Source organism: Xanthomonas sp. LMG 12459, assembly GCF_009192905.1.
Lineage (GTDB): Bacteria > Pseudomonadota > Gammaproteobacteria > Xanthomonadales > Xanthomonadaceae > Xanthomonas_A > Xanthomonas_A sontii.
Genome location: NZ_NSGT01000036.1, coordinates 64,475 through 90,333 on the forward strand (window position 1 = coordinate 64,475; position 25,859 = coordinate 90,333).

The following is a 25,859-nucleotide window of genomic DNA, read 5'->3' on the forward strand; positions in this document are numbered from 1 at the left end:
GGCATCGCCTCGCTCAGTGCGCGGCCGGCGCGTCGGCCAGCTCGCCCTTGTCCAGGTGCACGGTGTGGGTGGCGTACTCGGCGGCCTTGGGGTCGTGGGTGACCATGACGATGGTCTTGCCGTGGCTGCGGTTGAGTTCCTGCAGCAGGCCCAGCACGTCCTCGGCCGAGCGCCGGTCGAGGTCACCGGTGGGTTCGTCGCAGATCAGGAAGGTGGGGTCGGAGACGATGGCGCGGGCGATGGCCACGCGCTGCTGCTGGCCGCCGGACAGTTCGCTGGGTTTGTGGTTGCGGCGCTCGGCCAGGCCGACCAGGGTCAGCGCGATCTCGGCATTGCGCTTGCGCTGGGCGGCGCTGAGCGAGGTCAGCAGCAGCGGCAGTTCGACGTTCTTCTGCGCGGTGAGCATCGGCATCAGGTTGTAGAACTGGAACACGAAGCCGACGTGGTGGCTGCGCCAGGTGGCGAGCTGCCCGCCGCTCATGCGGTCGATGCGCTGGCCTTCGATCTCGATCTCGCCGCCGCTGGGCGAATCCAGCCCGCCGATCAGGTTGAGCAGGGTGGTCTTGCCGGAGCCGGACGGACCCATCAGGGCGACGAAGTCGCCGCGGGCGATATCCAGGTCGATGCCGTGCAGGACCTGGACTTTCTCGGGGCCGCGCTGGTAGGTCTTGGTGACGTTGCGCAGGGTGACGAGGGTGGACATGGTTGTGTTCCTGGCGGTGGACGAGGTGGAGGCGATGCGGTCGCCGGTGGGCGAGGGGATTGCCGTTGCTTTTGCTTTTGATTTTTCTGTTGCTGTTGCTGTTGCTGTTGCAAGTGCAGCTGCAGCGGTTGTTGCTTTTGCTTTTGCTTCTGCGGTTGCCGTTGTTCTTGCTTTTGACTTGCCGGGTTCCCTTCCGAAGCGGCGGCCAGCGCGGGGAAAAACCCCGAAGGGGCGGCGTACATGGATGTACGCCGTCCGCGGCAGGGGCAGGATGCCCCTTCCGCGGATCCCCGGGCTGGACGCGGACCCGGAGCGCGAAGCGCGGAGGGCGCGTAGGCAGGGTGTGCTTTCTTTTGGTTACTTTTCTTTGCACAAGCAAAGAAAAGTAACTCGCCGCAAGGCGAAAGCTTTGCTCTTGCACTTGCTGTTACGGTGACGACCGCTGGATCGTAGGAGCGGCTTCAGCCGCGACAGCCATGATCAATTACGTTTGTCGCGGCTAACGCCGCTCCTACAGATCTTCTCGTTTGACACTCAAGATTGAAGCAACAGCAAAGGCTTTCGCCCTTTCGGGCGAGTTACTTTTCTTTGCTCGCGCAAAGAAAAGGTAACCAAAAGAAAGCGCGCCCTGCCTCGCGCCCTCCGCGCTACGCGCTCCGGGTCCGCGGATGCACCGGGGATTCGCGGAAGGGGCATCCTGCCCCTGCCGCGAACGGCGCACATCCATGTGCGCCGCCCTTCGGGTTTTTCCCCGGTCCATCCGCCGCTGCGGAAGGGAACCCGGTAAATCAAGAGCCGAAGCCAAGCAACGGCAACAGCAACAGCACAGCAAGAGCGGTGTGACGGCGCTGGGTGCAGTTGAAAAGCGACTACATCAAGTGCGACATCGGGTGCTGACGCAATCTGCAGCACACCATCGCGCACTACTGCGCAGCGGCCTCCGCCGTCTTCACCTGCATGCCGGCACGCAAGGCCTCCGGCGGATCCAGCACCACCGTGTCGCCGGCGGAAAGGCCGGACAGCACCTGGCGGTCGTCGCCCAGGGCGATGCCGGTCTTCAGCGCGCGCTGCTCGACCGTGTTGTCCTCCTTGACCGCGAACGCCACGTCCTGGCCGGCGCGCTTGACGATCGCCGCGCCCGGCACCCGCACGCCCTGCGGCATGTGCTGCGCCTGCGGCTGCGGCGCCTCCAGGAAACTGACCCGCACGCCCATCTCCGGCACGATCCGCGCGTCCTTCTGCTTCAGCGCCACGCGCACCTTCACCGTCGCCTTGCCGCGGTCGGCGGAGGGGATGATCGCGATCACCTCGGCCGGGATCTTCCAGTCCGGATATGCGTTGAGCGTGGCTTCCACCGGCATGCCCGGCTTGACCCGGCCGATGTAGGACTCGCCCACCTCGACCTCGATCTCCAGCGAATCCATGTCGACGATGGTGCCGATGCCGGTGCGGGTGAAGCCGCCGCCGGCCGACAGCGGCGAGACGATCTCGCCCGGCTGCGCCGCCTTGGCGGTGACCACGCCGGAGAACGGCGCACGCACGATGGTGTTGTCCACGTTGAGATCGGAGATCGACAACTGGTTGCCGGCCACCGCCACGTTGCGTTGCGCGTTCTGCAACTGCGCACGCAGGGCATCGCGCTGCGCCACCGCCTGTTCGTACTGCGAGCGCGAGACCAGTTGCTGGCCGGCCAGGGTCTGCAGCCGCTGCGCGTCGGCATCGGCCTGGCGCACCTGCGCCTGCATGTTGGCGACCAGGCTGCGCGCCGCGTCCAGTTGCGAGGCCGACAGCACCCGCTGCGCATTGGCGTCGATCGGATCCAGCGTCGCCATCACCTGGCCTTCCTCCACGCGCATGCCTTCCTCGATGCGCACCTCGCGGACCTTGCCGGTGATCTTGGCCGAGACCGTGGCCATGCGCCGCGCCACCACGTAGCCGCTGGCGTCCAGCACCGAGGCGCTGCTGCTGCCGGGGGCGATCGCCACCACCGCGGCGGTGCGCACCTCCAGCGGCTTGCTGCGGCCGAACAGCCACCAGCCGCCGGCGCCCAGGGCGAGCAGCACCACCAGCAGCACCACGGCGATCCACAGCCCGCGCCGCGACGGCGGCTCGCTCGGCGGCGCCTTGCGGTCGATACGGAGTTCCTTGAGCAGGTCGGAGGAAGTACTCATCGTGTCCTTGAACGAAACGGTCGGCGCGCTGCAGTGTGCGAGCCACCGGCCGCCGTGGGCATGGCCGGAAGTCACTTTCTGCGATGCGCTGTAGCGGGAGAACGCCGCCCCTCGGCGTGGATCGCAGCATGCGGCAATCGTGCGGGGGCTGCCAGTGACAGATGTCATCCACTGCAGCTGACGCGCCGCACTGGGCGGCGACTTCGCCGCGGCGCAGCCTAGGCACTCCCTGCCAGCACCGGAGTGTCCCATGCCCGATCATGATGCGTTGCCGCTGGCGCTGCTCAGCGGCGTCCACAAGCGCTACGGGACGCTGGTCGCGCTCGACGGCGTCGACCTGCAGCTGCGGCCCGGCCAGTTGCTGGCGCTGCTGGGCGCCAACGGCGCCGGCAAGAGCACCGCGGTGAGCCTGCTGCTCGGGCTGCAGACGCCGGACGCCGGCAGCGTGCGCCTGTGCGGGCAGGATCCGCGGGCGCTGGCCGCACGCCGCCAGGCCGGGGCGATGCTGCAGACCGCCGGGCTGCCGGACACCCTGCGCGTGGGCGAACTGCTGCTGCAGGCGCGCGGTTATTACCCGCAGCCGCGCAGCGTCGCCGACTGCGTGGCGCTGGCCGGGTTGGATGGCTTGATGGCACGCCGCTATGGCCAGTTGTCCGGCGGCCAGCAGCGCCGCGTGCAGTTCGCGATGGCGATCTGCGGGCGGCCGCGGGTGCTGTTCCTGGACGAGCCCAGCACCGGCCTGGACATCGAGGCACGGCAGGGCCTGTGGCGGGCGATCCGCGAACTGGTCGCCGACGGCTGCGCGGTGCTGCTGACCACGCACTATCTGGAAGAGGCCGAGGCGCTGGCCGACCGGGTGGCGGTGCTGCAGCGCGGCACGCTGATCGCCGAGGGCAGCGTCGCCGAGCTGCGTGCGCGCTTCGAACAATGCACCATCCGCTGCCGCAGCGCGCTGCCGGCGGCGCAGGTGGCGCAGTGGCCACAGGTGCGTCGCGCCGAGAGCCGCGACGGGGTGCTGGAGCTGGTCGCCGAGTCGGCCGAGCCGGTGGTGGCGCGGCTGCTCGCCAGCGATCCGGCGCTGACGGCGCTGGAAGTGCGCCGCGCCGGCCTCGCCGACGCCTTTCTCGCCATCACCCGTGCGGAGGCCGCATGAATCCGATCGATCTTTCCGTTGCTTCCCCGGCGGCCGCCTGGTCGTTGCGCGACCAGGGCGCGCTGCTGCTGCGCGAGATCCGCTACGAGGTGCTGCGCTGGCTGCGCACGCCGTCGTTCGCCTTGCCCACGCTGCTGTTCCCGCCGCTGTTCTACCTGCTGTTCGGCGTGCTGCTCAACCATGGGCGCCACGACGCGGCGGTGTACCTGATGGCCAGCTACAGCGTGTTCGGGGTGATGGCGCCGGCCCTGTTCGGGTTCGGCGTCGGCCTGGCCCTGGACCGCGAGCGCGGCCTGCTCGCGCTGAAGCGGGCGATGCCGGTGCCGCCGCTGGCGCTGCTGCTGGCGCGCACTGCGCTGGCGATGGCCTTCGCGCTGGCGATCGGCGTATTGCTGCAGGCGCTAGCCGCGCTGCTCGGCGGGGTGATGCTGACGCCGGCGCAGCGGATCGGGCTGCTGCTGGTGGACGTGCTGGGCACGCTGCCGTTCTGCGCGATCGGGCTGGCGCTGGGCGCCTATGCCGGCGGCAGCGGCGCACCGGCGCTGGTCAACCTGATCTACCTGCCGATGGCGTTCCTGTCCGGGCTGTGGATCCCGCTGCAACTGCTGCCGGCGTGGCTGACCACGCTGGCGCCGCTGTGGCCGTCCTATCACCTGGGCCAGCTGGCGCTGCGCGTGGTCGGGCAGGGCGACGGCCACGGCAGTGCCGGCCACGTCATCGCGCTGCTGGCGGTGACGATGGTGTTCTACGCACTGGCGCAGCGGCGCCTGCGGCGCGGCTGATGGTGCGCCGTGCCGATCCCGGCGTCGCCGCGCGGTTTCGCGCGCCGGCGCCTTCGCTAAGCTATGCGCTGCGGCGGCCGTGCCGCCCTGGGAGCCCGACGTGATCGCCTTGCTGCACGCCTCGCCCGACTCGCTGATCGCCCGCCGCATCGGCTGGAGCTCGGCCAAGTCCAGCACCCACTGGTTCGTGTGGCTGTCGCTGGTGTGGTCGATCTGGCTGTTCGTCACTCCGCTGTACGAGCCGTACTACTTCCGCAACTGGTTCCCGCCGACGCTGGCCAGCTATCTGATGTTCCTGGCCCTGTACTACGTGGCGTACTACCGCCACCGGCGCTACCTGCCCTGGTGCGTGGCCGGCATGGCGGCGCTGGCGTTCGTGGTGCTGCCGTACAACCCCGGCGCGCAGTGCTACATCATCTATGCCTGCGCCTTCCTGGCGTTCTGCTTCGAGCCGAAGCGGGCGGTGGCGGCGATGCTGCTGGTGCTGGCCTCGTTCGCATTGGCCTGGACGATGCGCGGCTGGTCGCCGCTGTACATGGTCAGCGCGGTGGTGGTCGGTCTGTCGGTGGGGCTGATGAACATCAGTTTCGAGCGCCGTGCGCGCGGCGAGGCGCAGCTGCGCCTGAGCCACGAGGAAGTGCGGCGCCTGGCGGCGGTGGCCGAGCGCGAGCGCATCGGTCGCGACCTGCACGACCTGCTCGGCCACACCCTGTCGCTGGTGGCATTGAAGTCGGACCTGGCCACGCGCCTGCTCGCGCATGACGCCGCCGCGGCGCAGCGCGAGATGGAGGAAGTGGGCCAGGTGGCACGCGAGGCGCTGAGCCAGGTGCGGCGTGCGGTCAGCGGGATCCGCGCGGCGCAGCTGGCGGCGGAGATCGCCTCGGCCAAGCTGCTGCTGGAGTCGTCGGGGGTGACCTTCCGCTACCAGGTCGAGGCCTTGCCGCCGTGCCCGCAATTGGAGACGGTGTTCGCGCTGGTGCTGCGCGAGGCCGCCACCAACATCCAGCGCCACGCCCGTGCCAGCCACGCGCAGTTGCGGCTGTGGTGCGAGCGCGGCCAGGCCCTGCTGGAACTGCGCGACGACGGCCGCGGCGGCGCGCTGCAGCCGGGCACCGGGCTGAGCAGCATGCGCGAGCGGCTGGAGGCGGTGGGCGGCAGCCTGCGCATCGCCTCCGAGCGCGGCCTGGGCACCTGCCTGGTCGCCGCCGCGCCGTTGCCGCGGGTCGAGGCGGCGATGGCGGACGCCGCGCCGGCGGCGCGGATGCAGTCCCCGGCGGACCAGGACACCGCACTCGGCTGAGCGCCGGCACGGCCCGGGCACTACAATGGGCCGACAAGGACCGGGGGGTACCGTGATTCGTTTAGTGCTGGCGGAGGACCAGGCGATGGTGCGCGGTGCGCTGGGCGCACTGCTGGGCCTGGAAGCGGATCTCGACCTGGTCGCCAGCGCGGCCGACGGCGAAGCCGCCTGGCGCGCGCTGCAGGCGCATGCGCCGGACCTGCTGGTCACCGACATCGAGATGCCCGGCCTCAGCGGCCTGGAGCTGGCCCAGCGCATCCAGCGCCAGCAACTGCCGGTGCGCGTCATCATCGTCACCACCTTCGCCCGCCCCGGCTTCCTGCGCCGCGCCCTGGACGCCGGGGTCGGCGGCTACCTGCTCAAGGATGCGCCGCCGCAGCGGCTGATCGAGGCGATCCGCCAGGTGCACCGCGGCGGCCGCGCGATCGACCCGGAACTGGCGCTGGAAGCCTGGTCCGAGGCCGACCCGCTCAACGACCGCGAGCGCCAGGTGCTGCGCCTGGCCGGCGAGGGCGCCTCGGCGGGCGACATCGCCACGCAGTTGGGGCTGTCGTCGGGCACGGTACGCAACTACCTGTCCGAGGCGATCGGCAAGCTCGGGGTCGGCAACCGCATCGAGGCGGCGCGGCTGGCCCGGCAGAAGGGCTGGCTGTGACGCGGCGCGCGGTTCGGCCTGAAACTTGCATGGCTCCCTGCGCTTGACTGCGCAGCGCAGTGCAGGGCGCGCGCGGCCTTCCTTCCTCCCATTGGCCAACGCCATGCCCTCCACCACGATCAACCGCTATGGCGTGCCGCTGGCCCTGCTGCTGCTGTTGGGCATCAGTGGCGGCGTGCTGGTGGGCAGCGAGCGCTTTCTCGCCGATGCGGCCGCGGTGCAGCGCAGCCACCGGGTCATTGCCGAGATCAACGGCCTGCAGCTGAACCTCGCCGACTGCGATGCCTCGCTGCGCGGCTTCCTGCTGCTGGACAGCCGCGAACACCTGGCCGATTTCCGGGCGTGCCAGCGCGCGCTGCCGCCGCGGCTGCAGCAACTGGCCACGCTGCTGCAGGGCAACCCCGCGCAGCAGCAGCGGCTGCAGGAGGTCCAGGCGCAGATCGAGGCGCGCATGCGCGACAGCGCGCTCGCCGTGGCCCGTTTCCAGGGCAGGGCGGCAGGCATGCGCAAGCCGGACCCGGAGCGCGCCCGCCAGGGCCGTCTGATGTCGCAGGCGATCCGGCGCAACACCGACAGCCTGGTGCGCAGCGAGCGCGCGGCGCTGGCCAGCAGCGCCCGCTCCACCGCCGCCAACGCCGACCTGCTGCGCCGGCTGGCGGTGATCGGCATCCCCACGGTGTGCGCGCTGACCCTGGGCCTGTACCTGCTGCTGCGCCGCGAGATCGGCCGCCGCAGTCAGGCCGAGCAGCGCGGTCACCATGCCAATGCGCTGCTGGTGGGCACCGTGCAGCAGATGCAGCGCACCGAACAGGATCTGCGCACGCTCAACCGCTGCAGCCGCGGACTGCAGAGCTGCGTGCAGCAGGACGAGGCGGTGGAGGTCGCGCGGCAGGCGCTGGAGCGCCTGCTCGGCGACGCCGGCTGCAGCGTGTACTGCACCGACGCGGCGGGCGAGCAGGCGGTCTGCGTCGCGCACTGGGGCGAGGATGCGGTGTGCGCGCCGTCGCTGTCGCTGAGTGGCTGCGAAGGCCTGCGCAGCCGCGCTACCCAGATCCAGCGGCCCGGCGCCGCGCCGGCCTGCGCGCATGCCGCCGGCGTGGCACGCCATGGCACCTGCGTGCCGATGATGGTGCAGGGCGAGCCGCTGGGGCTGATCCACCTGTCCAGCCGCGATCCGACCCTGCTCGAGCGCCTGCCCCTGGTCGAGGTGGTGGCCGAACAGCTGGCGATGGCGCTGCACAACCTGCAGTTGCGCCAGCGCCTGCGCACGCAGTCGATCCGCGATCCGTTGACCGGGCTGTACAACCGCCGCTACCTGGAAGAATCGCTGGTGCGCGAACTGGCGCGCTGCGAGCGCCGTGAGCAGCCGCTGGCGCTGATGATGCTGGACCTGGACCACTTCAAGGCGCTCAACGACCGCCTCGGCCACGCCGGCGGCGATGCCTTGCTGGCCGCATTCGGCCAGTTGCTGGCCGGGCTGGTGCGGCCGGAGGACATCGCCTGCCGCTACGGCGGCGAGGAGTTCACGGTGATCCTGCCGGGCGCCGCCGCCGACGTGGCGCAGCGCCGCGCCGAGCAGATCCGCGCCGCGGTGGCGAACCTGCAGGTGCAGCACCAGGGTCAGGCGCTGCCGCCGGTGACCGTGTCGATCGGCGTGGCCGCCTATCCGGACCACGGCCGCAGCACCGAGGAGCTGCTGCGCTGCGCCGATGCGGCGCTGTACCGCGGCAAGCGCAGCGGCCGCAACCGGGTCGCTGCCGCTGGCGACGCACCGCTGCGCATCGCCGAGGCCTAGGCCGCCTCCATCCCGTGCATGCAGTGCCGCGGTCGCGCGCCTGCGCCGCGGCCGTGCCAGCGTCAGCACCCGCGCGCGGCCTGCCGGCTCAGAACGACCAACTGAAGCTCAGCGTGCCGTTGCGCGGTTCGCCCCAGGCACCGTCGCCGTAGATCTGCGCGTAGTAACGCTTGTCCAGCAGGTTGTTGAGGTTGAGCTGCACCGAGAAGGCCGGCGACAGGCGGTAGCGCGCGAAAGCGCTGACCAGCGCGCCCGTCCGTCGACAAGTGTAACGGCGGCCCGGGGCCGGGACCATGTCGGGAGCGACACAAACGCGTGGCGTCGCCCGGGAGACAGGCCGCACCGCACTGGCCGAATCGACATGCGCGTGCCGGCGCCAGCGTGCGCAGCGCGGGACGCACGCGCTGCGTCCCGCGTGTCGTGTCGTGGGTGGACTACGCCTTGTCGCGTGGCGCTGCAGGCGTCGCCGCGCCGCGCGCCATGCTCGAGAACACGCCATCGCGGCGTACCCAGGCATGGAACAGCGCCGCGCACAGGTGCGCCAGCACCGTGGCGAACAGCAGGTAGGCCAGCCAGCCGTGCGCGCTGCGCAGCCAGGCATACAGCGCCGGGCTGTGCGGGGCGATCGGCGGCAACTGCACGCCCGGCCACAGCACGATCGGATAGCCGCCGGCCGAGAGCATCGACCAGCCCAGCAGCGGCATCGCCAGCATCAGCGCGTACAGCAGCCAGTGCGAGGCGTGCGCGGCGGCCTTTTGCCAGCGCGGCAGGTCGGCCGGCAGCGGCGGCGGCCGGTGCCGCAGGCGGTTGCCCAGGCGCACCAGCACCAGCAGCCCGATGGCGATGCCGAGCGGTCGGTGCAGGTTCAGCAGCCAGGGCCGCTGCGACACCGAGGCGACCATGCCCACGCCGACGAACAGCATGGTCAGGATCATCGCCGCCATCAGCCAGTGCAGGACGCGCGCGAGCAGGTTGAAGTGCGCGGAGCGGTCGTCGCGGTTCATTGCGCACCTCCGTGCGGCTTACCGGTCGCATCGGGCGCCTGGCCGCGGGCGATCTCGCGCTCGCGGCGGTTGAAGGACTGCGAGTACACCGCCGAGCGCGCGGCCAGGATCGGATCGTCGGAGCCGGCGATGCCGTGCGGCAGGATCAGCGGATCGTAGTTGAGGTCGCGGCACGGCCCGGTGGCCTGCGGCTCGGCATGGTCCAGCACCAGGGTGCCGGCGACCACCTGCTGGCGGTCCTGCGGCCACGGCTGCGAGGGATCGTCGACCGGGTCGACGGGCGCGGCCACGGTCAGCACCAGATCCCAGCGCAGCGGACCGCGCGCCAGCCGCGCCTGCAGGTCTTCGCTGAGGAAGTCGGCGTCGGCCTTGGCGCGTTGCTCGGCCGACAGCGGCGCGAACGGGGTCTGCGGGCGCATCGACCAGCGCACCGCATGCGTGCTGCCGTCGGCGGCGGTGAAGCGGAACGCGTTGACGCCGTTGTACTGGGTGTTGGCCCAGCTGTTGGACCATGGTGCGGTCTTGGCCCACTCCTGGAACTTCTTCGCCTCCGGGTAGCGCTGCAGGAACGCCGCCACCTTCGCAGGGTCCGGCTTGCCGGTGGCCGGATCCGGCCGCGCGGCCAGCGTCTGCGCCATGAAGCCCTCGGTGCTGGCGACCACGAAGAACGGGAAGCTGTTCATCGCCGTGCGCCATTCCTGGCCGTCGTCGCTGCGCAACTGCAGCGCCATGCTGCGCACGCGGGCGGCGCCGTCGGCGCCATGCGGGTCGCCGCCGCCGATCGACAGGCGGCCCAGCACCGGCACCGAGGATTGCGCGAACACCCGTGCCGAGGACAGCGCGCTGCCCTGGCCGTTGCCCTCGAAATGGCCGCTGACGCAAACGCCCTTGCTGTGCGCACGGCGGAAGCCCGGATGCGGCGGGCCGCCGGCTTCGATGGCGTCGGTCATGCGTTGCGCGGTCAGCCGTTGCGGGCCGCCGAGCCAGCCGGCGCTCCAGGCGAAGGCGGCGGCGAGTGCCGCGGCGATCGCGGCGATGCCGGCCAGCGCCAGCCAGGGCCGCCGCGGCGGCGGCGTGGGATCGGGACGGGACATGGGCGGCTCCTGTGGCGAAGGCGAGGGGAGGGACGCGGTCGGGCGCGCGGCAGGCGCTAGCAGACACGGTCGGGCATGAACGCAGTGCAGTGGCGGCGGGTTGCGCGCGGGACTGGCCGCCGCAGCGTGCCATGGCCGGGCAGGCACGACCACGGCGGCGTCATCGGCGCTGCGCATAGAATCGCCGCATCTTGCGGGCAGGGAGTCGGCGATGGCCGGTGCGATCGGATTGGTGCTGTTGGGGCTGGCGTTCCTGGCGCTGGGCGGGGACTCGATCGTGAAGGCGGCCTCCGGCCTGGCGCAGCGCTGCGGCGCCTCGCCGTTCGTGGCCGGCTTGCTGCTGGTGGCCTTCGGCACCTCGCTGCCGGAACTGGCGGTCAACGCGCGCGCCTACGCCGCCGGCGCGCAGGACCTGGCGTTGGGCAACGCGATCGGCAGCAACCTGGCCAATCTCGGCCTGACCCTGGGCCTGGCCACGCTGGCGGCGCCGCTGCTGCTGCGCACGCGCCTGCTGCCGCCACTGCTGGTGCTGCTGACCCTGGCGACGCTGGCGCTGATCGGCTTCGGTCTGGATGGCGCGATCTCGCGCGCTGAGGGCGTCGCGCTGCTGCTGGCTTTCGTCGGCGTGGTCGCCTTCCTGCTGCTGCGCGCGCGGCATGAACCGGCCGCGCGCCAGCTTGGCGTGTCCGGCTACGCGGTGACCCGCACCGGGCTGGTGCTGAATCTGCTGCGCCTGCTGATCGCCCTCGTGCTGTTGAACGCTGGCGCCAACCTGGTGGTGGAACAAGCGCCGCGGCTGGGTGCGGCCTGGGGCCTGTCGCCGCTGCTGGTCGGCCTGCTGCCGGTGGCGATCGGCACCGCGCTGCCGGAAGCCGCCGCCGCGGTGGCCGCCGCGCGCCGGGGCCAGGGCGACATGGTGGTCGGCCATGTGCTGGGCTCGAGCCTGTTCAACCTGCTGGTGGTGATCGGCGGCATGGCGGCGCTGCGGCCGCTGCCGTTGCCGGCCTCGTTCGTGCGTCTGGAACTGCCGGCAGCGATCGCGCTGGCGGCGGTGCTGTACCCGATGCTGCGCGGCGACATGCGGTTGAGTCGCGGCGAGGGCGCGGTGCTGCTGGTGGCGTTCCTGGCGTGGGTGGGACTGGAGCTGGCGTTGCTGGCGTGAGTGCCGAGAGTGGGGAATCGGGAATCGGGAATCGGAAAAGCCGCTCCTGCGCAGACCCGCGCGCTCAGCGCTCCTCCGGCTGCTCCGGCGGCGGCAGCCCTTCCTGCTCGGCGTGGTCGCTGCCCGGCACCTGCGGGCGCTGTTCCAGCATCAGCGACAGCGCCGCCTTGGCCATCATGTGCGCGCTGATCGGCGCGGTGATGAACAGGAACGCGGTGATCAGCAACTCGCGCGGCTGCGGGTCCTGGCCCAGGAACAGGTGGTAGCCGACCGAGGCCAGCAGCACGCAGCCCACGCCCAGGGTGCTGGCCTTGGTCGGTGCGTGCAGGCGCTTGAAGAAGTCCGACAGCTTCACCAGCCCCAGCGCGCCGACCAGGATGAAGAAGCAGCCGACGATCAGCAGCAGCGACAGCCCGACCTGCAGCACGCCGATCATTCGACGATGTCCCGGCGCAGCACGAACTTGCTCAGCACCACGGTGCTGCCGAAGCCGAGCATGGCGATGATCAGCGCCGCCTCGAAATACACCGGCGAATCCAGGTACATGCCGAACAGCATCAATTCGGCGATCGCGGTCACCGACAGCGTGTCCAGCGCCAGGATGCGGTCGGGCACGGTCGGCCCGCGCAGCAGCCGCCACAGCGCCAGCAGCATCGCCAGCGCCACCACGTGCATGCACACGACGATCGTGGTCTCGATGAACATGTGGCTGGTCATGGGAAGATCTCCATCAGCGGCGCTTCGTAGCGCGTCTTGATCTGCCGGATCACGGTCTCGGCATCGTCCAGGTGCAGCACGTGCACCAGCAGGTACTTGCGGTCGTCCGACAGCGCCGCCGACACCGTGCCCGGGGTCAGGGTGATCATGCTGGTCAGGGCGGCGATGCCGTGGATGTTGGCGATGTCCAGCGGTACCCAGATGAAGCCGGGGTGGATGCGTTTCTCCGGACCGAGCACCTGCAGCGCCACCACCACGTTGGAGCGCACGATGTCCCAGGCCGCCACGCACAGCATCTTCGGCACCGGGCGCAGCGAGCCGATGCGCGCGAACTCGCGGTCCAGGCGCGCGGCGAACAACGGCACCGCCACGCCCAGCACCGCGCCCAGCAGCACCTGGCCGAGACTGAAGCTGTCGCTCATCAGCAGCCAGAACGCGGTGACCGTCAGGCTCAGCGGCCAGGACGGGAACAGGCGGCGCGACCAGGGACGGGCGGACATGTCAGGGCTCCCGCAGGATCGGCGCGGTGCCGCGCAGCTGGGTGGTGTAGTCGGCCGGGTGCAGCAGTTGTGCGGCGGCGGCCTCGCTGTAGCGCAGCAGCGGCCCGGCCGCCACGGTCATCGCCACGCCGTAGCCGAGCAGCAGCACGGTGGCGGCGGTTTCCAGCGGCCGTGCCGGCGCCTTGCGCGGCGCCGGGCGCGGCAATTCCACGGTGCCGTCCTCGGCCGTGTCCTGGTCGCCGGGCACGCGCCAGAACAGGCGCACGCCGCCAGGGGTCAGGCCCATGATCACCATCAGGCTGCTGAGCAGCACCGCGGCCCACACCGGCGCGGTCAGCCCGCCCGGCGTCGCGCTCAGGATCGCCACCTTGGCCAGGAAGCCGGACAGCGGCGGCAGCCCGGCCACCGAGATCGCCGCGATCAGGAACAGCACGCCGGGCACGGTCTTGCCCGGCAGCGGCGCGATGATCTCCTTGCGGTCGCTGGCGCCGCCGCGGCGACGCCGGATCAGGTCGGCGATCATGAACAGCGCCGCGGCGACGAAGCTGCTGTGCGCCAGGTAATACAGCCCGGCGCCGAGCGTGCCGGCTGAGTCCAGCGCGAAGGCCACGAACAGCGTCGCCGCCGACACGATCACCAGGTAGCCGATCAGCACCCGCAGGCGCACCGCCGCCAGCACCCCCAGCGCGGCCAGCAGCAGCGTCGCCAGGCCCAGCCACAGCAGCCAGTCGCGGCCGTAACCGTCCAGCGCCTGCGCCTGGCTGCCGAGGATCAGCGTGCTCACCCGCAGCACCGCGTACAGGCCGACCTTGGTCATGATCACGAACAGCGCCGCCACCGCCGCCGGCGCGCGCGCATAGGTTTCCGGCAGCCACAGGTACAGCGGCAGCAGCGCGGCCTTGGCGCAGAACACCAGCAGCAACAGGCCGAACGCGGCCTTGATCAGCGCCACGTTCTGCGGCGGCGCCTGCGCCACGCGCTGCGACAGCTCGGCCATGTTCAACGAACCGAGCAGCGCGTACAGCAGGCCCAGCGCGATCAGGAACACGGTGGAGGAGGTGACGTTGAACACCACGTAGTGGAAGCCCACGCGCAGGCGCAGGCCGCGCCCGCCGCTGAGCAACAGGCCGTAGGAGGCGATCAGCATCACCTCGAAGAACACGAACAGGTTGAACACGTCGCCGGTCAGGAACGCGCCGTTGAGGCCGACCAGCTGGAACTGGAACAGCGCATGGAAATGCGGCGCGCGCCGGTCCCAGCCGGCGCAGGCGTGCAGCAGGCAGGCGCCGGCGAGCAGGGTGGTGGTCGCCAGCATCCATGCCGACAGGCGGTCGGCCATCAGCACGATGCCCAGCCGCGAGGGCCAGTCGCCGAGCAGGTAGGCGTGGACCTGGCCGTCGCTCACCTGCACGCACAGCGCCAGCACCGCCGCGGCCAGCGCCGTCATCGCGGTCCACGCCACCGCGCGGCGCACCTTGCGGCCGTAGCGGCGGTGCTCGGCGAACAGCGACAGCGCCGCGCCGAGCAAGGGGATCAGGATCGGCAGGATCAGCAGATGGGTCATGGCGCCTCCCCGTCGGCGGGGTCGGGGTCCGGGCGCGCATCGACGTGGTCGCTGTGGTTGTCGCCGCGGCTGCGCATCGCCAGCACGATGCTCACCGCGGTCATCGCGAAGGCGATCACGATCGCGGTCAGCACCAGCGCCTGCGGCAGCGGATCGGCGTGCTCGGCCAGGGTCGGGGCGATGCCGTCGCGCAGCACCGGCGCCTTGCCCTGCACCAGCCGGCCGCCGGCGAAGATCAGCAGGTTGGTGGCGTAGGACAGCACGGTCATGCCCAGGATCACGTCGAAGCTGCGCGCGCGCAGCAACAGGTACACGCCCACCGCGGTCAGCACCCCGATCGCGCTCGCCAGTGCCAATTCCATCAGTGCATCTCCCCGGTGATGGGCGAACGCCGCGTCGGATCGATCTGCCCGCGCTGCGAGTCGCGGGTACGCGAGGGCTTGATCGTGCCCATCATCGACAAGGTCAGCATGGTGCCGCCGAACACCACCAGATACACGCCGGTATCGAAGACCAGCGCGCTGGCCAGCGGGACCGTGCCGATCAGCGGCAACTGCAGGTCCAGATGGCCGCTGGTGAGGAACGGCACCCCGAACAGCATCGAGGCCATGCCGCCGAGCGTGGCCAGCAGCAGACCCAGGCCGATGCAGCGGATGTAGTCGAAGCCGAAGCGCGACTCCACCGAGGCCGCGCCCTGGATCACGTACTGCATCAGCAGCGGCACCGCCAGCACCAGTCCGGCGATGAAGCCGCCGCCGGGCGCGTTGTGGCCGCGCAGGAACAGGAAGATCGACACGGTCAGGGTCAGCGGGAACATCAGCTGCGCCAGGTCGGCCGGCACCGGCAGCTTGATCGGCGGCCCGGGCATCACCTTTTCCGGCGCCATCCGCGCGCGCCGCAGCAGCGCATGCACCACCAGCGCGGCGATGCCGAACACGGTGATCTCGCCGAAGGTATCGAAGCCGCGGAAGTCCACCAGGATCACGTTGACCACGTTGCGGCCGTAGGCTTCGGGCAGCGCGCGCTGCAGCAGCTCGCCGGCCATCGTCGTCGCCGGCCGGGTCATCACCGAATACGCCAGCAGCGCCATGCCGCCGCCGGCGACGATCGCCAGGGCCGCATCGCGCCAGCGGCGCCAGCGCCTCGGTTCCGGCGGCGAGGCCTTGGGCAGGTAGTTCATGCCCAGCAGCATCAGCACCAGGGTCACCATCTCCACCAGCAACTGGGTCAGCGCCAGGTCCGGCGCCGACAGGAACACGAACACCAGGCTCACGCCCAGGCCGCTGCCGCCCAGCACCAGCACCGCCAGCAGCCGCTGCCGGTACAGGAACAGCGTGGACAGCGCGCAACTGAGGATCAGCAGCCACAGGCCCCAGCCCAGCAACGGCATGCCCTGCGGCGCCGGCCACTGCTGCCACAGCGGCGGCGCCCGCAGCAGCGGCGCGGCCACGACGACCACCGCGGCCAGCACCAGCCAGCGCAGGCTGCGTTGCAGGCGGCCGTTGGCGAGCAGGCGGGTGAAGCGTGCGGCCACGCCGAACAGGGTCTGCACGTGCCAGTGGAACACGCGCTTGCCCAGCGAGCGGCGCACCTCGGTGTACAGCGCGGTCAGCCGGCGCAGCCCGAAATACAGCGCCACGCCGCCGACCACGCCGGCGATGCTCATCGCCAGCGGCGCGTTCCAGCCGTGCCACACCGCCAGGCTGTAGTCGGGCAGGGCATTGCCGAGGATCGCGCCGGCAGCGGCGCGCAGCACCGGCGCCACGGTCAGCGCCGGCACGATGCCGACCGCCACGCACACCAGCACCAGGATCTCCACCGGAATCTTCATCCAGCGCGGCGGCTCGTGCGGCATCGTCTGCAGATCGCGCGGGCCCTTACCGAAGAACGTCTCGTAGACGAAGCGCAGGCTGTAGGCCACGCCGAACACGCCGGCCAACAGTGCCGAGGTCGCGGTGAACACGCGCATCGCCGCCGGGCCGTCGGCACCCAGCGCCTCGGCGAAGAACATTTCCTTGGACAGGAAGCCGTTGAGCAGGGGGATGCCGGCCATCGACAGCGAGGCGGTGATCGCCAGCGCGCTGGTGATCGGCATCCAGCGGCGCAGGTTGCCGAGCCGGCGCATGTCGCGGGTATGGGTTTCGTGGTCGATGATGCCGGCGGCCATGAACAGCGAGGCCTTGAACACCGCATGGTTGAGGATGTGGAACACGCCGGCCACCACCGCCATCGGCGTGGACAGCCCGAACAGCATGGTGATCAGGCCCAGGTGCGAGATCGTCGAATACGCCAGCAGGCCCTTGAGGTCGTGCTGGAAGATCGCGAACCAGGCGCCGGTGAGCAGGGTGATCGCGCCGATGCCGCTGACCGTGTAGAAGAACAGGTCGCTGCCGGCCAGCGCCGGATGCAGCCGCGCCAGCAGGAACACGCCGGCCTTCACCATCGTCGCCGAGTGCAGGTACGCCGACACCGGGGTGGGCGCGGCCATCGCGTGCGGCAGCCAGAAATGGAACGGGAACTGCGCGCTCTTGGTGAAGATGCCGAGCAGGATCAGCCCCAGCGCCCAGGGATACAGTGGGCTGGCGCGGATCACGTCACCGGCGGCGAGCACCGCGTCGAGCTGGTAGCTGCCGACGATGCGCCCCAGCAGCAGCACGCCGCCGAGCAGCGCCAGGCCACCGCCGCCGGTGATCACCAGGGCCATGCGCGCGCCGTCGCGCGCGTCCTGGCGGTGCGACCAGAAGCCGATCAGCAGGAACGAACTGATGCTGGTCAGCTCCCAGAACACCATCAGCAGCAACAGGTTGCCGGCGATCACCATGCCCAGCATCGCGCCCATGAACAGCAGCAGGCAGGCATAGAAGCGCGCCGCGTTCTCGCGTGCACTCAGGTAGTAGTGCGCGTACATCACCACCAGCGCGCCGATCGCCAGCACCAGGCCGGCGAACATCCAGGCCAGGCCGTCCAGGCGCAGCGAGAACTGCAGGCCGATCTGCGGCAGCCAGGCGTGGTCGGCGCGGACGATGCCGCCGTCGAGCACGGTGGGCGTCAGCGCGCCGAGCACCGCCAGGCCCGCCAACGGCGCCAGCGCCGCGGCCCAGGCCAGGGTGGCGCGCGAGCGGTGGCGCAGGGCGACGACGGCCGCCGCCATCAGAAACGGCAAGGCCAGCAGGAGGTCGAGGGCTGGGATCATGCAGGGAATACGAGATTCGCGAGCAGGAGCCCGAGTGTAACAGGCGCGTCACGGCGGTGGCCGGCGCGGGAACGGAAGGCGTGCACGGTCATGCCGACAGCGTAGCGGTGCGCAGGTGATGCGCTTGCGAGCGCGGGCGGGGAGGGGAGTGATCGAACGCTGGCGCTGCGCGATGCGCCACACGCCATGCGCGCCATGCGGCGTGCGCTTTGCGTGCGGCGCAAGCATCGCCGTGGGTGAGCGCGTTCTGCAGCGCGTCGCGCGTCGCTCTCCATCCGGGTGCTGGTGCGTGCGGCCCGTGCCAGGTCGTCGGTGCGCTTGGCGATCGTTGCCGGCTGCGTGTGTCCGTGCCACGTGTCGCCTTGTCCGCCTCCACCGGCCGTCGCATGCCGTGCAGCGTGCGGATACCGCGTGATTCCAGCCGCAAACGGCGACGCACGCACTATCCTGTGCCGATGACCGATTCGCTCGCCGCTGCCCCCGCTTCTCCGACGACCGTCGCGCCACCGCGCATCGCACTGGTGTTCGGCGGCAGCGGCCAGATCGGCGAGCGCCTGCTGCACCGCCTGCTGGCCGACGGGTGGGAGGTGCACGCCTACTCCCGGCAGGCGCGCGCGGCGCACCCCGGCCTGCACTGGCATGCCGGCGAACTCAGTGCGCTGCAGGCGCCACCGGTGGCAGCGGAGGTGGTGTTCAGTTGCGGGCCGCTGGACGCTTTCGCCGACTGGTATCGGCGTGCGCCCGTCGCCGCTTCGCGCGTGGTCGCCTTCGGCTCCACCAGCCTGGAGGTCAAGCGCGACTCGCTGGACGCCGCCGAACGCGACGTCGCCCGGCGCCTGCGCGAGGCCGAAGCCATCGTGTTCGCGGTGGCCGCCGAACGCGGCGCGGCGGCGACGGTGTTGCGGCCGACCCTGGTCTACGGCGCCGGCCGCGACCGCACCCTCAGCGCGATCGCGGCACTGGCGCGGCGCACCGGCTGGTTCGTGCTGCCGCGCAGCGCCAGCGGCCTGCGCCAGCCGGTGCACGTGCAGGACCTGGCCGACGCGGCGCTGGCGGTGCTGGCGCACCCGGCCACGCACGGGCGCAGCTACGCCCTCGGTGGCGGCGAGACGCTCAGCTACCGTGAGATGGTGCGGCGGGTGCTGGCCGCGCTGCGGCCGCCGGCGCGGCTGCTATCGCTGCCACATGCGGCGTTCGCGTTGGCGCTGACGCTGGCCCACGCCTGTGGCCGCCTGCAGGGCATGAACCGCGCCGCGCTGCAGCGCATGCGCGAGGACCTGGCATTCGACCTGCAACCGGCGCAGCAGGATTTTGGTTACGCGCCGCGCGCCTTCGCCCCGGATGCGGCGATGTTGGGCCTGGAGGCCGGGGACACGGCGCAGTAGGGCTGACACGGCGTCGCGTCCTCGCTGGCGCGATGCGGGCTGCGCGTAGGCGCGGCGGGTGGAGGAATCCCGGCAGCGCCTGCGTCCGCCTGGCGATGCGCGGTGGTGTTGCTGGCCGCGCTCAGTAGCGCCAGTGCATGCGCCGGTACAGCTTGGCCAGCACCCAGGCCGGGCCGATCAGCAGATAGGTCAGATCGGTGAGAAAGCTGGGGCGGTGGCCTTCCAGCGCATGTCCGATGAACTGCGCGATCCAGGCCACCACGAACACGCCGATCGCCAGCCATAGCAGCCCGTGCAGGCCCAGGTGCGCTTCCAGCAGCCGGCACAGGCAGCCGCAGAAGAAGAACGCCGCCAGCATGCCGTAGCCCAGCGGGCGCGACAGGCGGTTGTAGTACATCCACGCCGCGAACATGCCCAGCGCCGCCCACAGCCCGCTCTGGAACCAGGTGCCGCCGACCGGGATGCACCACAGCAGGGCCACTACCGACCACAGGATCGCCGGCACCGCGACCACGTGGATGCGCTGGTTGGCGGCATTGCGGTGATCGTCGGAATAGCTGGCGAAATAGCGGTCGATCGGGCGCGCGTAGGCGGTGGTATCCATCTTCCCTCCCAGGAACCGCTCCAGCATAGCGCCATCGCCGGCGCGATGCGGAGACACCGCGCCGTGGATCCGGCGACGCGGGGCAGCGATTGCCCGCAGCACGGCGCCTTGCCCGCTTGCTGGTCGCGCCCGACACCGTCCATGTCCTCGCCCAGCGCAGCGCAGATGAGGCCGTCCCCAGCGGAGCGACCTTTCGGAGCCTCCAGGAACGTTGGGAAATGTCCTGTGGGAGCGGCTTCAGCCGCGACGGGCTTTGCCGGGAACATCCCGTCGCTCCCACAAGGCAACGTGCATCCGGTTCGATCGTGCCGGATGCAGAGGGATGAGAGGTGCTTGCTTCGTTTCGACGAACGGCGTCTGAGATGCGTCGGACGCCGCACGACCGGTCAGCGCAGGCACGCGGTGGCATCGCCGGTCGGGGGCGATCGCGCTGTCGGCACGATCGCCCCGCCACGGCTTGGCGACTCAGGCGCGCGCCATGCTCTTGTTCGTCTCCTGCTGCTGCTCCCGCTGCACCGACTCCTGCTGCTGCGCGGACTGGCGAGCCAGTTGTGCGCTGGTCTGCTCCAGCGGCGGTGCTTGCTGCTGCAGATCCACCACCGCACGGAAGCCCGGCGTGGTCCCGGCGACGAAGGCCGTTTCACCACGCATGCTGACTTCCTTCAGCTTGTCCGGGTGGTCGATCCCGGCCTGCTTGGCCTGCAGGGTCAGGTTGGCCACGGCTTCGTTCGACAGCTTGGCGTGTTGCGGATCGGCCTGCTTGGCGGCACGATCGGCCTCCGTGCGCATCTTGTCGTACAGCGGCGTATCCGGATGTCCCGGCTCGCCGAGCTGCGGGCCTTTCTGGGCCTGCTCGGCGGCCGCCAGCCCGGCCCGGGTGTCGCGGCCGACGATGCCGTCCTGGGTGAGGCCGCGTTGTTTCTGCAGGGCGGTGACCGCCTCATGGGTGTTGTCGCCGAAGCGCCCGTCCTCGGCCAGCGGACGGCCCTGCGCGTCGCGGATGCCGAGGCGATTGAGGTGCTGCTGTAACTCGCGCACTTCCGAGCCGTGGTCGCCCTGACGCAGCGTGCCGTTGCCGCGCTGGGCCTGATCGCGCGCAGACGCGTCGACCTGCTGGCCGCGGTTCCACCACGTCTCCGGGCTGACGGCCTTCCCGTTCGCATCGTGCATCTGGTAATGCACGTGCTGGGCATACTGGCTCGCCCCATTCGGGCCGCGTCCGCCCATGGTGCCGATCGGATCGCCGGCACGCACGGTATCGCCTTCTTTCACCGAGCGTGAATCCAGATGCAGGATTTCGTGCGAGTTGCCCTGCGCGTCGCGGATCTTCACCGTGCCGTACTGGCCGCCGGAGAAGGTCACCGTGCCGGAGATCGGTGCGTGCACCGTCGGGTGCTGCCGGTTGATGCCGGTCTGGCCGCCTTCGTAGTTGAAGTCGGTGCCGCCGTGCGGGCCGCGGGCGCGCTGTTCGCCGTAGTGCCCGGTGATGTGCGGATCGACCTTGCCCTGGCTCGGCAGCATACGTTCCATGGTCTGCTGGAAGTTGCTGTGAGACGCCCCTGCGTTGGCGGTCGCCGGACGATGGCCCTGCGTGGGTGCAGCCACGGGCTCACCCAGCCGTCCCGCTGCCAGGTTCTGCATCAACTCGGGTGTCAGCGTTCGTTGCCAGTGTTCGAAACGCCTCTCGCGATCCGCCAGGCCGTTCGGTGGGTTGGCGCCGTTGATGGTGGCACCCGCGTTTTGGACGCTGTTGCGCTGTTCCTCGGGAACTTTCTGCTGCCAGTACCAAGTGGCGATGCGCGAGGCGTTCTCGGGCTGAGATGCCAGTTCTGGCCGATTGACCAGATCCAGCCCCAACGCCTCGCCAGCCGCGCGGTACTGCGCCTTGCCGGTCAATTGCATGTAGCCACGGCCGTGATACAGATAGCCGTCTCCCGGCTGATCGTTGCCGAGATCCCGTCGATTGCCGTACATGAGTTCGCCGAGCCGTTCGGGTCGTCCCCTGAGCGCCTCGACGCGCGCGCTTTCGAGCGCCTCCGGCCCTTCGCGCAACGCAGAACGCACATTGGCCGTGATCTGTCCGATTCCCTTGGTGTAATTGAAGCTTTCCTCGAGCCTGGAAAGTCCGCCGGACTCATGGCCGACCTGCGCCATGAAATTCGCCAGTTCCCTGGGCTGTGTGATGCCGGCCGCGTAGGCGGCGCGGAGCATCTGGTTCTCTCTGTCTGTTGCCATGGTGTAGCTCCTCATTTCTCAGCAACGTGATGGACGGACCATCCATGTCCGCGGAAACCATTACTTCCCTTTAATTCTTGTCTGGTGCGCCCTCTTCCAGTGGGGCGACCTTGGGTAGCTTGGCGGGGTCGAAATCCGCGAATGCCACCTGCCCGAAATCTTTGGCCGTCAGTTCCAATTGCTTATGTTGTTCTGATTGCGTATCGGTGAGTTCGCGTACCACCTTGTCCAGCAGCCAGGTTTTGCTGTCAGGCGCATAGCGGAAAGTGAAGTCGTCAGCCCAGCGCTCGCGCGAGCCGCCCGAGATGGAGATGGTGAATTGCCCTTTCTCGATCCGCGAAAACGCGTAAGGATCGCCGGCCATGCCGCCGCAGTTCGCGCATGGGACGATATGCGCATTCTCCGCGGCCTTGTGCAGCTCTCCACGTTCATTCTGGGTCAGCAGGATCACCGTTCTTGGTGCGCCCTGACCCAACTTCTCGCCAGCGGACGATGGGGGGGAAACGACCAGTAATGCATCTGACCGACCGGTGCCGGTGAGGTCGCCCCGGAGCGTGTCCACGGCCTCCATGCCAGCAGGAACGAAGGATGCGACATTTTGCACAGGAGCACTCCCTTGCTGGTTGGCGGTGGCGTTCTGCCCCTGGTTTTGCTGACTAGGGGAGGGAGACTGCTGCGAGGTGTCTCGCATGTCGGCAGACTTGCCGTCAGCGGGCGCACCTCCGCAGGCTACCAATGCCAGGGCGAGGAGAGGCGAAGAGAACTTCAGGAAATGCACGCGAATTCCTCTTTTAGGTTCAATTTCCACCCAGTGAGGCGGGCATATACGTACTGCTCCGCAGTTTCTGGGCGCGAGTGTTGGATAGACGGCGGACGTTTGTGGCGCGATAGGTGGGACGGCGCTGCGCTGGCGAAGAAGCATCCATGCGGGTCTCCTGGGGCCGCGACTACAACGCCTGATCGTCGACCTTCACCAGCGTCCAGCACGGCTTCTGCGCGAACTGGTAGACCTGCTGGTCGCTGGTATCGGGCGTTCGCACCAGGACCTGCCGGCCCTCGGCGTTCTGCGTCACCACGACCTCGCGCCCGCCCTTGCGGGCTGCCTCCAGGTTCGGGATCACCGGCCATTCGACCTCGGCCAGGGGCGCGTTGCGGGTCACCGGCGCCGGTTCCGGCTGCGCGTCCGGGTCGATGTGGATCATCGTCAACGGGTTGGCGGTCGCCTTCTCCTGGACCGCGATGTCGGCGCTGAAGCGCTTGAGGAAGGCATCGAAATCGGCGTCCTGGCAACGCGGGGCGGCTGCGGCAGGTGCGGCCTGCGCGGGCGCGGCCGTCGCCGCGGCCACCGTGGAGCCAGCCGGTTGCGCCTTGCACGCGACCAGGGCCGCGGCCAATGCCAGGGACGTCAGAATGGGGCGTGCAATAGCCAACGGATCCTCCTGATCGGGTCGGGCGGGCAATCGCCCTTCGGGCGGGTGAGTTTAGTTCACCAGGATCATCATGTCGTGAAGCCGAACCGGGACATTGTCGGGGATCTACCGGCAGCGAACGTCAGGGCTGTAAGCAGCGTGGCGAAAGGATCACAGTCCATTCGAGAACACATCCAGCTTCCGCGGTTCGATCCATCCTTGCGCACAATCGCCTTCAGGACGCGCATTGCCTGCAATGGTGCAGTGTTTGCCCTGTTTGCGCTGTGTCACGAAGTCGATTGGGCGCTCGCCATACTGATTGCAAATGGGCTTGCCGTTGCATGCGCCGACGCTGGCGGGAGGGACGGCGACCACGTAGTAGTAGGCTGCCTGTTGACCCGCATGCGCGGTCGCCAGAATGCAGACGAACTGTCCATCCGAAAGCTTGGCGGTGACCTGCACCTTGCTGCCGGTGACGGGTAGGGCATCCAGAAGTGTCGCGTCGCGTTCGGCCACGCCTGCGAAGTTTCCGTCTGCGCCACAGTCTGGAGACACGTCGACGTCGTAGAAATCGCCAGCGTCCATGTTGCCCGCCACGCAGCCGTTGCCCTTGGCCGCATTCTCACAACGAAGGTGCAAGGACTCGGCCAGTGCTGCAACGCCGTCATCCTGATGGGCCGTCTGCGATGCGGTGGACGCGCGAACGGGGGCGGCCTTGTCCGAAGATGCAGTGCGAGCGGATGCGTCAGCGGCGGGACTTGCGGTTGTCGACGCATCGGTCTGCCTAGGGCTGCAGGCAGCCAGCGCCATGACAAGCGTGAGGGCTGCAAAAAGCGGGGGCGAACTAGCCAACGGATCCTCCTGATCGGGTCGCACGCACGAGCGCTCGCGCGGGTGCCGGAGTCTAGCCGGACAGGATGCTCCGGGTCGTGAATCAGCGGGCATGGCGGTCGGTGCCCGCAAGGTGGCCGCCGTCCGCGACCACCCGTGACGCGCCGGGCATCCGGCGCGCGGCCCCGCACTCAGTCGACCGAAATCCCCGCCAGCCGCTGCAGCGCTTCGGCGTACTTGGCGCGGGTGCGGTCGATCACCTCCTGCGGCAGGCGCGGACCGGGCGCGGTCTTGCCCCAGTCCAGCGTCTCCAGGTAGTCGCGCACGAACTGCTTGTCGTAGCTCGGCGGGCTGGTCCCGACTTCGTACTGGTCGGCCGGCCAGTAGCGAGAGGAGTCCGGGGTCAGCATCTCGTCCATGATGTACAGGCGGCCGTCGGCGTCGGTGCCGAACTCGAACTTGGTGTCGGCGAGCAGGATGCCGCGCTCGGCGGCGAAGTCGGCGGCGAAGCGGTAGATGCGCAGGGTGGCGTCGCGCACGCGCTCGGCCAGTTCGGCGCCCACGGTCTTGACCATGGCGTCGAAGTCGATGTTCTCGTCGTGATCGCCCACCGCGGCCTTGGTCGACGGGGTGAAGATCGGTTCGGCCAGCTTCTCGGCCTGGCGCAGGCCGTCGGGCAGTTCGATGCCGCTGACCTTGCCGGTGCGCTGGTAGTCCTTCCAGCCGCTGCCGATCAGGTAGCCGCGGGCGATGGCCTCCACCGGTACCGGCTTGAGCTTGCGGGTCACCACCGCGCGCTTGGCGTACAGGGCCTTGTCCACGCCCTCGGGCAGCACCGCGGCCACGTCGATGCCGGTGAGGTGGTTGGGCATCAGGTGCTCGGTCTTCTTGAACCAGAAGTTGGAGACCTGGCACAGCATCTCGCCCTTGCCCGGGATCGGGTCGGGCAGCACCACGTCGAAGGCGGAGAGGCGGTCGGTGGCGACCATCAGCAGGTAGTCGCCGGGCGGCGCGTCGGCCGGCAGGCGCTCGCGGGGAATATCGAACACGTCGCGGACTTTGCCGCGGTGGCGCAAGGGCAGGCCGGGCAGATCGGATTGCAACAGCGTGGTGGACACAGGCACTCCTACGGACTTCGCAATGGCGACCGTCCCGGGACCCGGCGGGCCCGCGGCGGACGGCGGGCCGCGTAGTGTACGGCCGGAATGCCCCGCTGTGCCGTAAAATGGCCGGCCCTGACGCCGCGCCCGCCCTTGCCCCATGCCCTGGTACGGAAAACTGCTCGGCGCCATCGCCGGGGCCCTGCTGCTGCGGCCCACGCCGGTGCTGGGCGCGTTGATCGGGCTGCTGATCGGGCACGCCTTCGACGCCGACTGGTTCAAGCTGTCCCAGCGCGAGGATCCCTACCGCGAGCTGGGCCTGACCCGCGACGCCACCGACGCCGAGATCGAACTGGCCTACCGCCGGCTGATGTCCCAGTACCACCCCGACAAGGTCGCCAGCGCCAGCCCCGAGTTACGTGCCCGCGCCGAGAAGAAGGCCAGCCAGCTCAACACCGCCTACGACCGTATCCGCACCCTGCGCAAGCGCTGAGATCCCGCC

General features: G+C 70.0%; 25 protein-coding genes and 1 pseudogene. 9 read left to right on the top strand and 17 right to left on the bottom strand.

All coding sequences use genetic code 11. The features are described from left to right. Positions 1-13 precede the first annotated feature (13 nt). The gene (locus CEK65_RS09850) at positions 14-703 is read right to left on the bottom strand and encodes an ABC transporter ATP-binding protein (protein WP_017908954.1); all 690 of its coding nucleotides are present in this window, start codon (positions 701-703) and stop codon (positions 14-16) included. Here CEK65_RS09850 and CEK65_RS20970 point away from each other — a divergent pair. Then, the gene (locus CEK65_RS20970; RefSeq protein ID WP_193314746.1) at positions 702-1,139 is read left to right on the top strand and encodes a hypothetical protein; all 438 of its coding nucleotides are present in this window, start codon (positions 702-704) and stop codon (positions 1,137-1,139) included. The two genes, CEK65_RS09850 and CEK65_RS20970, sit on opposite strands and share 2 nt — an antisense overlap. A 487-nt stretch (positions 1,140-1,626) precedes the next feature. Here the strand turns inward: CEK65_RS20970 and CEK65_RS09860 are convergent, their stop codons facing one another. Beyond that, a complete protein-coding gene (locus CEK65_RS09860) occupies positions 1,627-2,874 on the bottom strand; it encodes an efflux RND transporter periplasmic adaptor subunit (protein ID WP_152181601.1) in 1,248 nt (415 codons plus the stop codon). Positions 2,875-3,124: 250 nt separating this feature from the next. On the opposite strand from CEK65_RS09860, the gene CEK65_RS09865 reads away from it, so the two are divergent. The 5 genes from CEK65_RS09865 (at position 3,125) to CEK65_RS09885 (ending at position 8,559) form a co-directional block, all read left to right on the top strand. Then, positions 3,125-4,027 (top strand): ABC transporter ATP-binding protein, encoded by a 903-nt coding sequence (locus CEK65_RS09865; protein ID WP_152181602.1) that lies wholly within the window; start codon positions 3,125-3,127, stop codon positions 4,025-4,027. Continuing rightward, complete coding sequence (locus tag CEK65_RS09870; protein ID WP_152181603.1) at positions 4,024-4,809, top strand: ABC transporter permease; 786 nt, start codon at positions 4,024-4,026, stop codon at positions 4,807-4,809. Before CEK65_RS09865 ends, CEK65_RS09870 begins: the two co-directional genes overlap by 4 nt. A 100-nt stretch (positions 4,810-4,909) precedes the next feature. Further along, the gene (locus tag CEK65_RS09875; protein WP_152181604.1) at positions 4,910-6,109 is read left to right on the top strand and encodes a sensor histidine kinase; all 1,200 of its coding nucleotides are present in this window, start codon (positions 4,910-4,912) and stop codon (positions 6,107-6,109) included. A gap of 52 nt (positions 6,110-6,161) precedes the next feature. Beyond that, complete coding sequence (locus tag CEK65_RS09880; RefSeq protein WP_026143841.1) at positions 6,162-6,764, top strand: response regulator transcription factor; 603 nt, start codon at positions 6,162-6,164, stop codon at positions 6,762-6,764. A gap of 103 nt (positions 6,765-6,867) precedes the next feature. Further along, on the top strand, positions 6,868-8,559 hold the full coding sequence (locus CEK65_RS09885; protein ID WP_017908336.1) for a diguanylate cyclase: 1,692 nt from the start codon (positions 6,868-6,870) through the stop codon (positions 8,557-8,559). Positions 8,560-8,647: 88 nt separating this feature from the next. On the opposite strand, the pseudogene CEK65_RS09890 reads toward CEK65_RS09885, so the two are convergent. From CEK65_RS09890 to CEK65_RS09900, 3 genes and pseudogenes are all read right to left on the bottom strand, one after another. Next, positions 8,648-8,818: pseudogene (locus CEK65_RS09890) on the bottom strand (TonB-dependent receptor); the annotation flags it as partial. Positions 8,819-8,993: 175 nt separating this feature from the next. Continuing rightward, positions 8,994-9,563: a cytochrome b gene (locus CEK65_RS09895; RefSeq protein ID WP_017916921.1), complete on the bottom strand. Its 570-nt coding sequence runs from the start codon at positions 9,561-9,563 to the stop codon at positions 8,994-8,996. Continuing rightward, the gene (locus tag CEK65_RS09900) at positions 9,560-10,657 is read right to left on the bottom strand and encodes a catalase family peroxidase (protein WP_152181605.1); all 1,098 of its coding nucleotides are present in this window, start codon (positions 10,655-10,657) and stop codon (positions 9,560-9,562) included. The genes CEK65_RS09895 and CEK65_RS09900 overlap by 4 nt, the downstream gene beginning before the upstream one ends. Positions 10,658-10,868: 211 nt before the next feature. Here CEK65_RS09900 and CEK65_RS09905 point away from each other — a divergent pair, with 211 nt between their 5' ends. After that, on the top strand, positions 10,869-11,819 hold the full coding sequence (locus CEK65_RS09905; RefSeq protein WP_152181606.1) for a sodium:calcium antiporter: 951 nt from the start codon (positions 10,869-10,871) through the stop codon (positions 11,817-11,819). A 64-nt stretch (positions 11,820-11,883) separates the two neighbouring features. Here the strand turns inward: CEK65_RS09905 and CEK65_RS09910 are convergent, their stop codons facing one another. Genes CEK65_RS09910 through CEK65_RS09935 form a run of 6 tightly spaced genes read right to left on the bottom strand, consistent with a single transcriptional unit; the run spans position 11,884 to position 17,793 of the window. After that, a complete protein-coding gene (locus CEK65_RS09910) occupies positions 11,884-12,255 on the bottom strand; it encodes a Na+/H+ antiporter subunit G (RefSeq protein ID WP_017908202.1) in 372 nt (123 codons plus the stop codon). After that, positions 12,252-12,536 carry a K+/H+ antiporter subunit F gene (locus CEK65_RS09915; protein ID WP_017908201.1) on the bottom strand — a complete coding sequence of 95 codons (285 nt, stop codon included), beginning with the start codon at positions 12,534-12,536 and terminating at the stop codon, positions 12,252-12,254. Before CEK65_RS09915 ends, CEK65_RS09910 begins: the two co-directional genes overlap by 4 nt. Then, positions 12,533-13,036 (bottom strand): Na+/H+ antiporter subunit E, encoded by a 504-nt coding sequence (locus tag CEK65_RS09920; RefSeq protein WP_010341382.1) that lies wholly within the window; start codon positions 13,034-13,036, stop codon positions 12,533-12,535. The genes CEK65_RS09915 and CEK65_RS09920 overlap by 4 nt, the downstream gene beginning before the upstream one ends. Before the next feature lies 1 nt (position 13,037). Next, the gene (locus CEK65_RS09925; protein WP_152181607.1) at positions 13,038-14,600 is read right to left on the bottom strand and encodes a monovalent cation/H+ antiporter subunit D; all 1,563 of its coding nucleotides are present in this window, start codon (positions 14,598-14,600) and stop codon (positions 13,038-13,040) included. Further along, the gene (locus tag CEK65_RS09930) at positions 14,597-14,962 is read right to left on the bottom strand and encodes a Na+/H+ antiporter subunit C (RefSeq protein ID WP_017908199.1); all 366 of its coding nucleotides are present in this window, start codon (positions 14,960-14,962) and stop codon (positions 14,597-14,599) included. Before CEK65_RS09930 ends, CEK65_RS09925 begins: the two co-directional genes overlap by 4 nt. Further along, positions 14,962-17,793, bottom strand: a complete 2,832-nt coding sequence (locus CEK65_RS09935; RefSeq protein ID WP_152181608.1) for a monovalent cation/H+ antiporter subunit A — start codon at positions 17,791-17,793, stop codon at positions 14,962-14,964. Before CEK65_RS09935 ends, CEK65_RS09930 begins: the two co-directional genes overlap by 1 nt. Before the next feature lie 455 nt (positions 17,794-18,248). Here CEK65_RS09935 and CEK65_RS09940 point away from each other — a divergent pair, with 455 nt between their 5' ends. After that, positions 18,249-19,178 carry an NAD-dependent epimerase/dehydratase family protein gene (locus tag CEK65_RS09940; protein ID WP_152181609.1) on the top strand — a complete coding sequence of 310 codons (930 nt, stop codon included), beginning with the start codon at positions 18,249-18,251 and terminating at the stop codon, positions 19,176-19,178. Between the two features lie 121 nt (positions 19,179-19,299). Here CEK65_RS09940 and CEK65_RS09945 read toward each other — a convergent pair whose 3' ends face one another. The 6 genes from CEK65_RS09945 to CEK65_RS09970 form a co-directional block, all read right to left on the bottom strand. Beyond that, positions 19,300-19,782 (bottom strand): Mpo1-like protein, encoded by a 483-nt coding sequence (locus tag CEK65_RS09945; RefSeq protein WP_152181610.1) that lies wholly within the window; start codon positions 19,780-19,782, stop codon positions 19,300-19,302. A gap of 465 nt (positions 19,783-20,247) precedes the next feature. Beyond that, entirely contained in the window at positions 20,248-22,017 is a 1,770-nt protein-coding gene (locus tag CEK65_RS09950; protein WP_152181611.1) for a peptidoglycan-binding protein, read from the bottom strand. Between the two features lie 70 nt (positions 22,018-22,087). Beyond that, positions 22,088-22,621 (bottom strand): hypothetical protein, encoded by a 534-nt coding sequence (locus tag CEK65_RS09955; protein ID WP_152181645.1) that lies wholly within the window; start codon positions 22,619-22,621, stop codon positions 22,088-22,090. 343 nt (positions 22,622-22,964) lie between these two features. Beyond that, positions 22,965-23,447, bottom strand: coding sequence for a hypothetical protein (locus CEK65_RS09960; RefSeq protein WP_152181612.1), 483 nt, complete (start codon positions 23,445-23,447; stop codon positions 22,965-22,967). A 150-nt stretch (positions 23,448-23,597) separates the two neighbouring features. Next, positions 23,598-24,278, bottom strand: a complete 681-nt coding sequence (locus CEK65_RS09965; RefSeq protein WP_226980537.1) for a hypothetical protein — start codon at positions 24,276-24,278, stop codon at positions 23,598-23,600. A 170-nt stretch (positions 24,279-24,448) separates the two neighbouring features. Beyond that, positions 24,449-25,375, bottom strand: coding sequence for a phosphoribosylaminoimidazolesuccinocarboxamide synthase (locus CEK65_RS09970; RefSeq protein ID WP_191091472.1), 927 nt, complete (start codon positions 25,373-25,375; stop codon positions 24,449-24,451). A 142-nt stretch (positions 25,376-25,517) separates the two neighbouring features. Between CEK65_RS09970 and CEK65_RS09975 the strand changes: the two genes are divergently transcribed. After that, entirely contained in the window at positions 25,518-25,850 is a 333-nt protein-coding gene (locus CEK65_RS09975; protein ID WP_010341396.1) for a DnaJ domain-containing protein, read from the top strand. Positions 25,851-25,859: the final 9 nt, after the last annotated feature.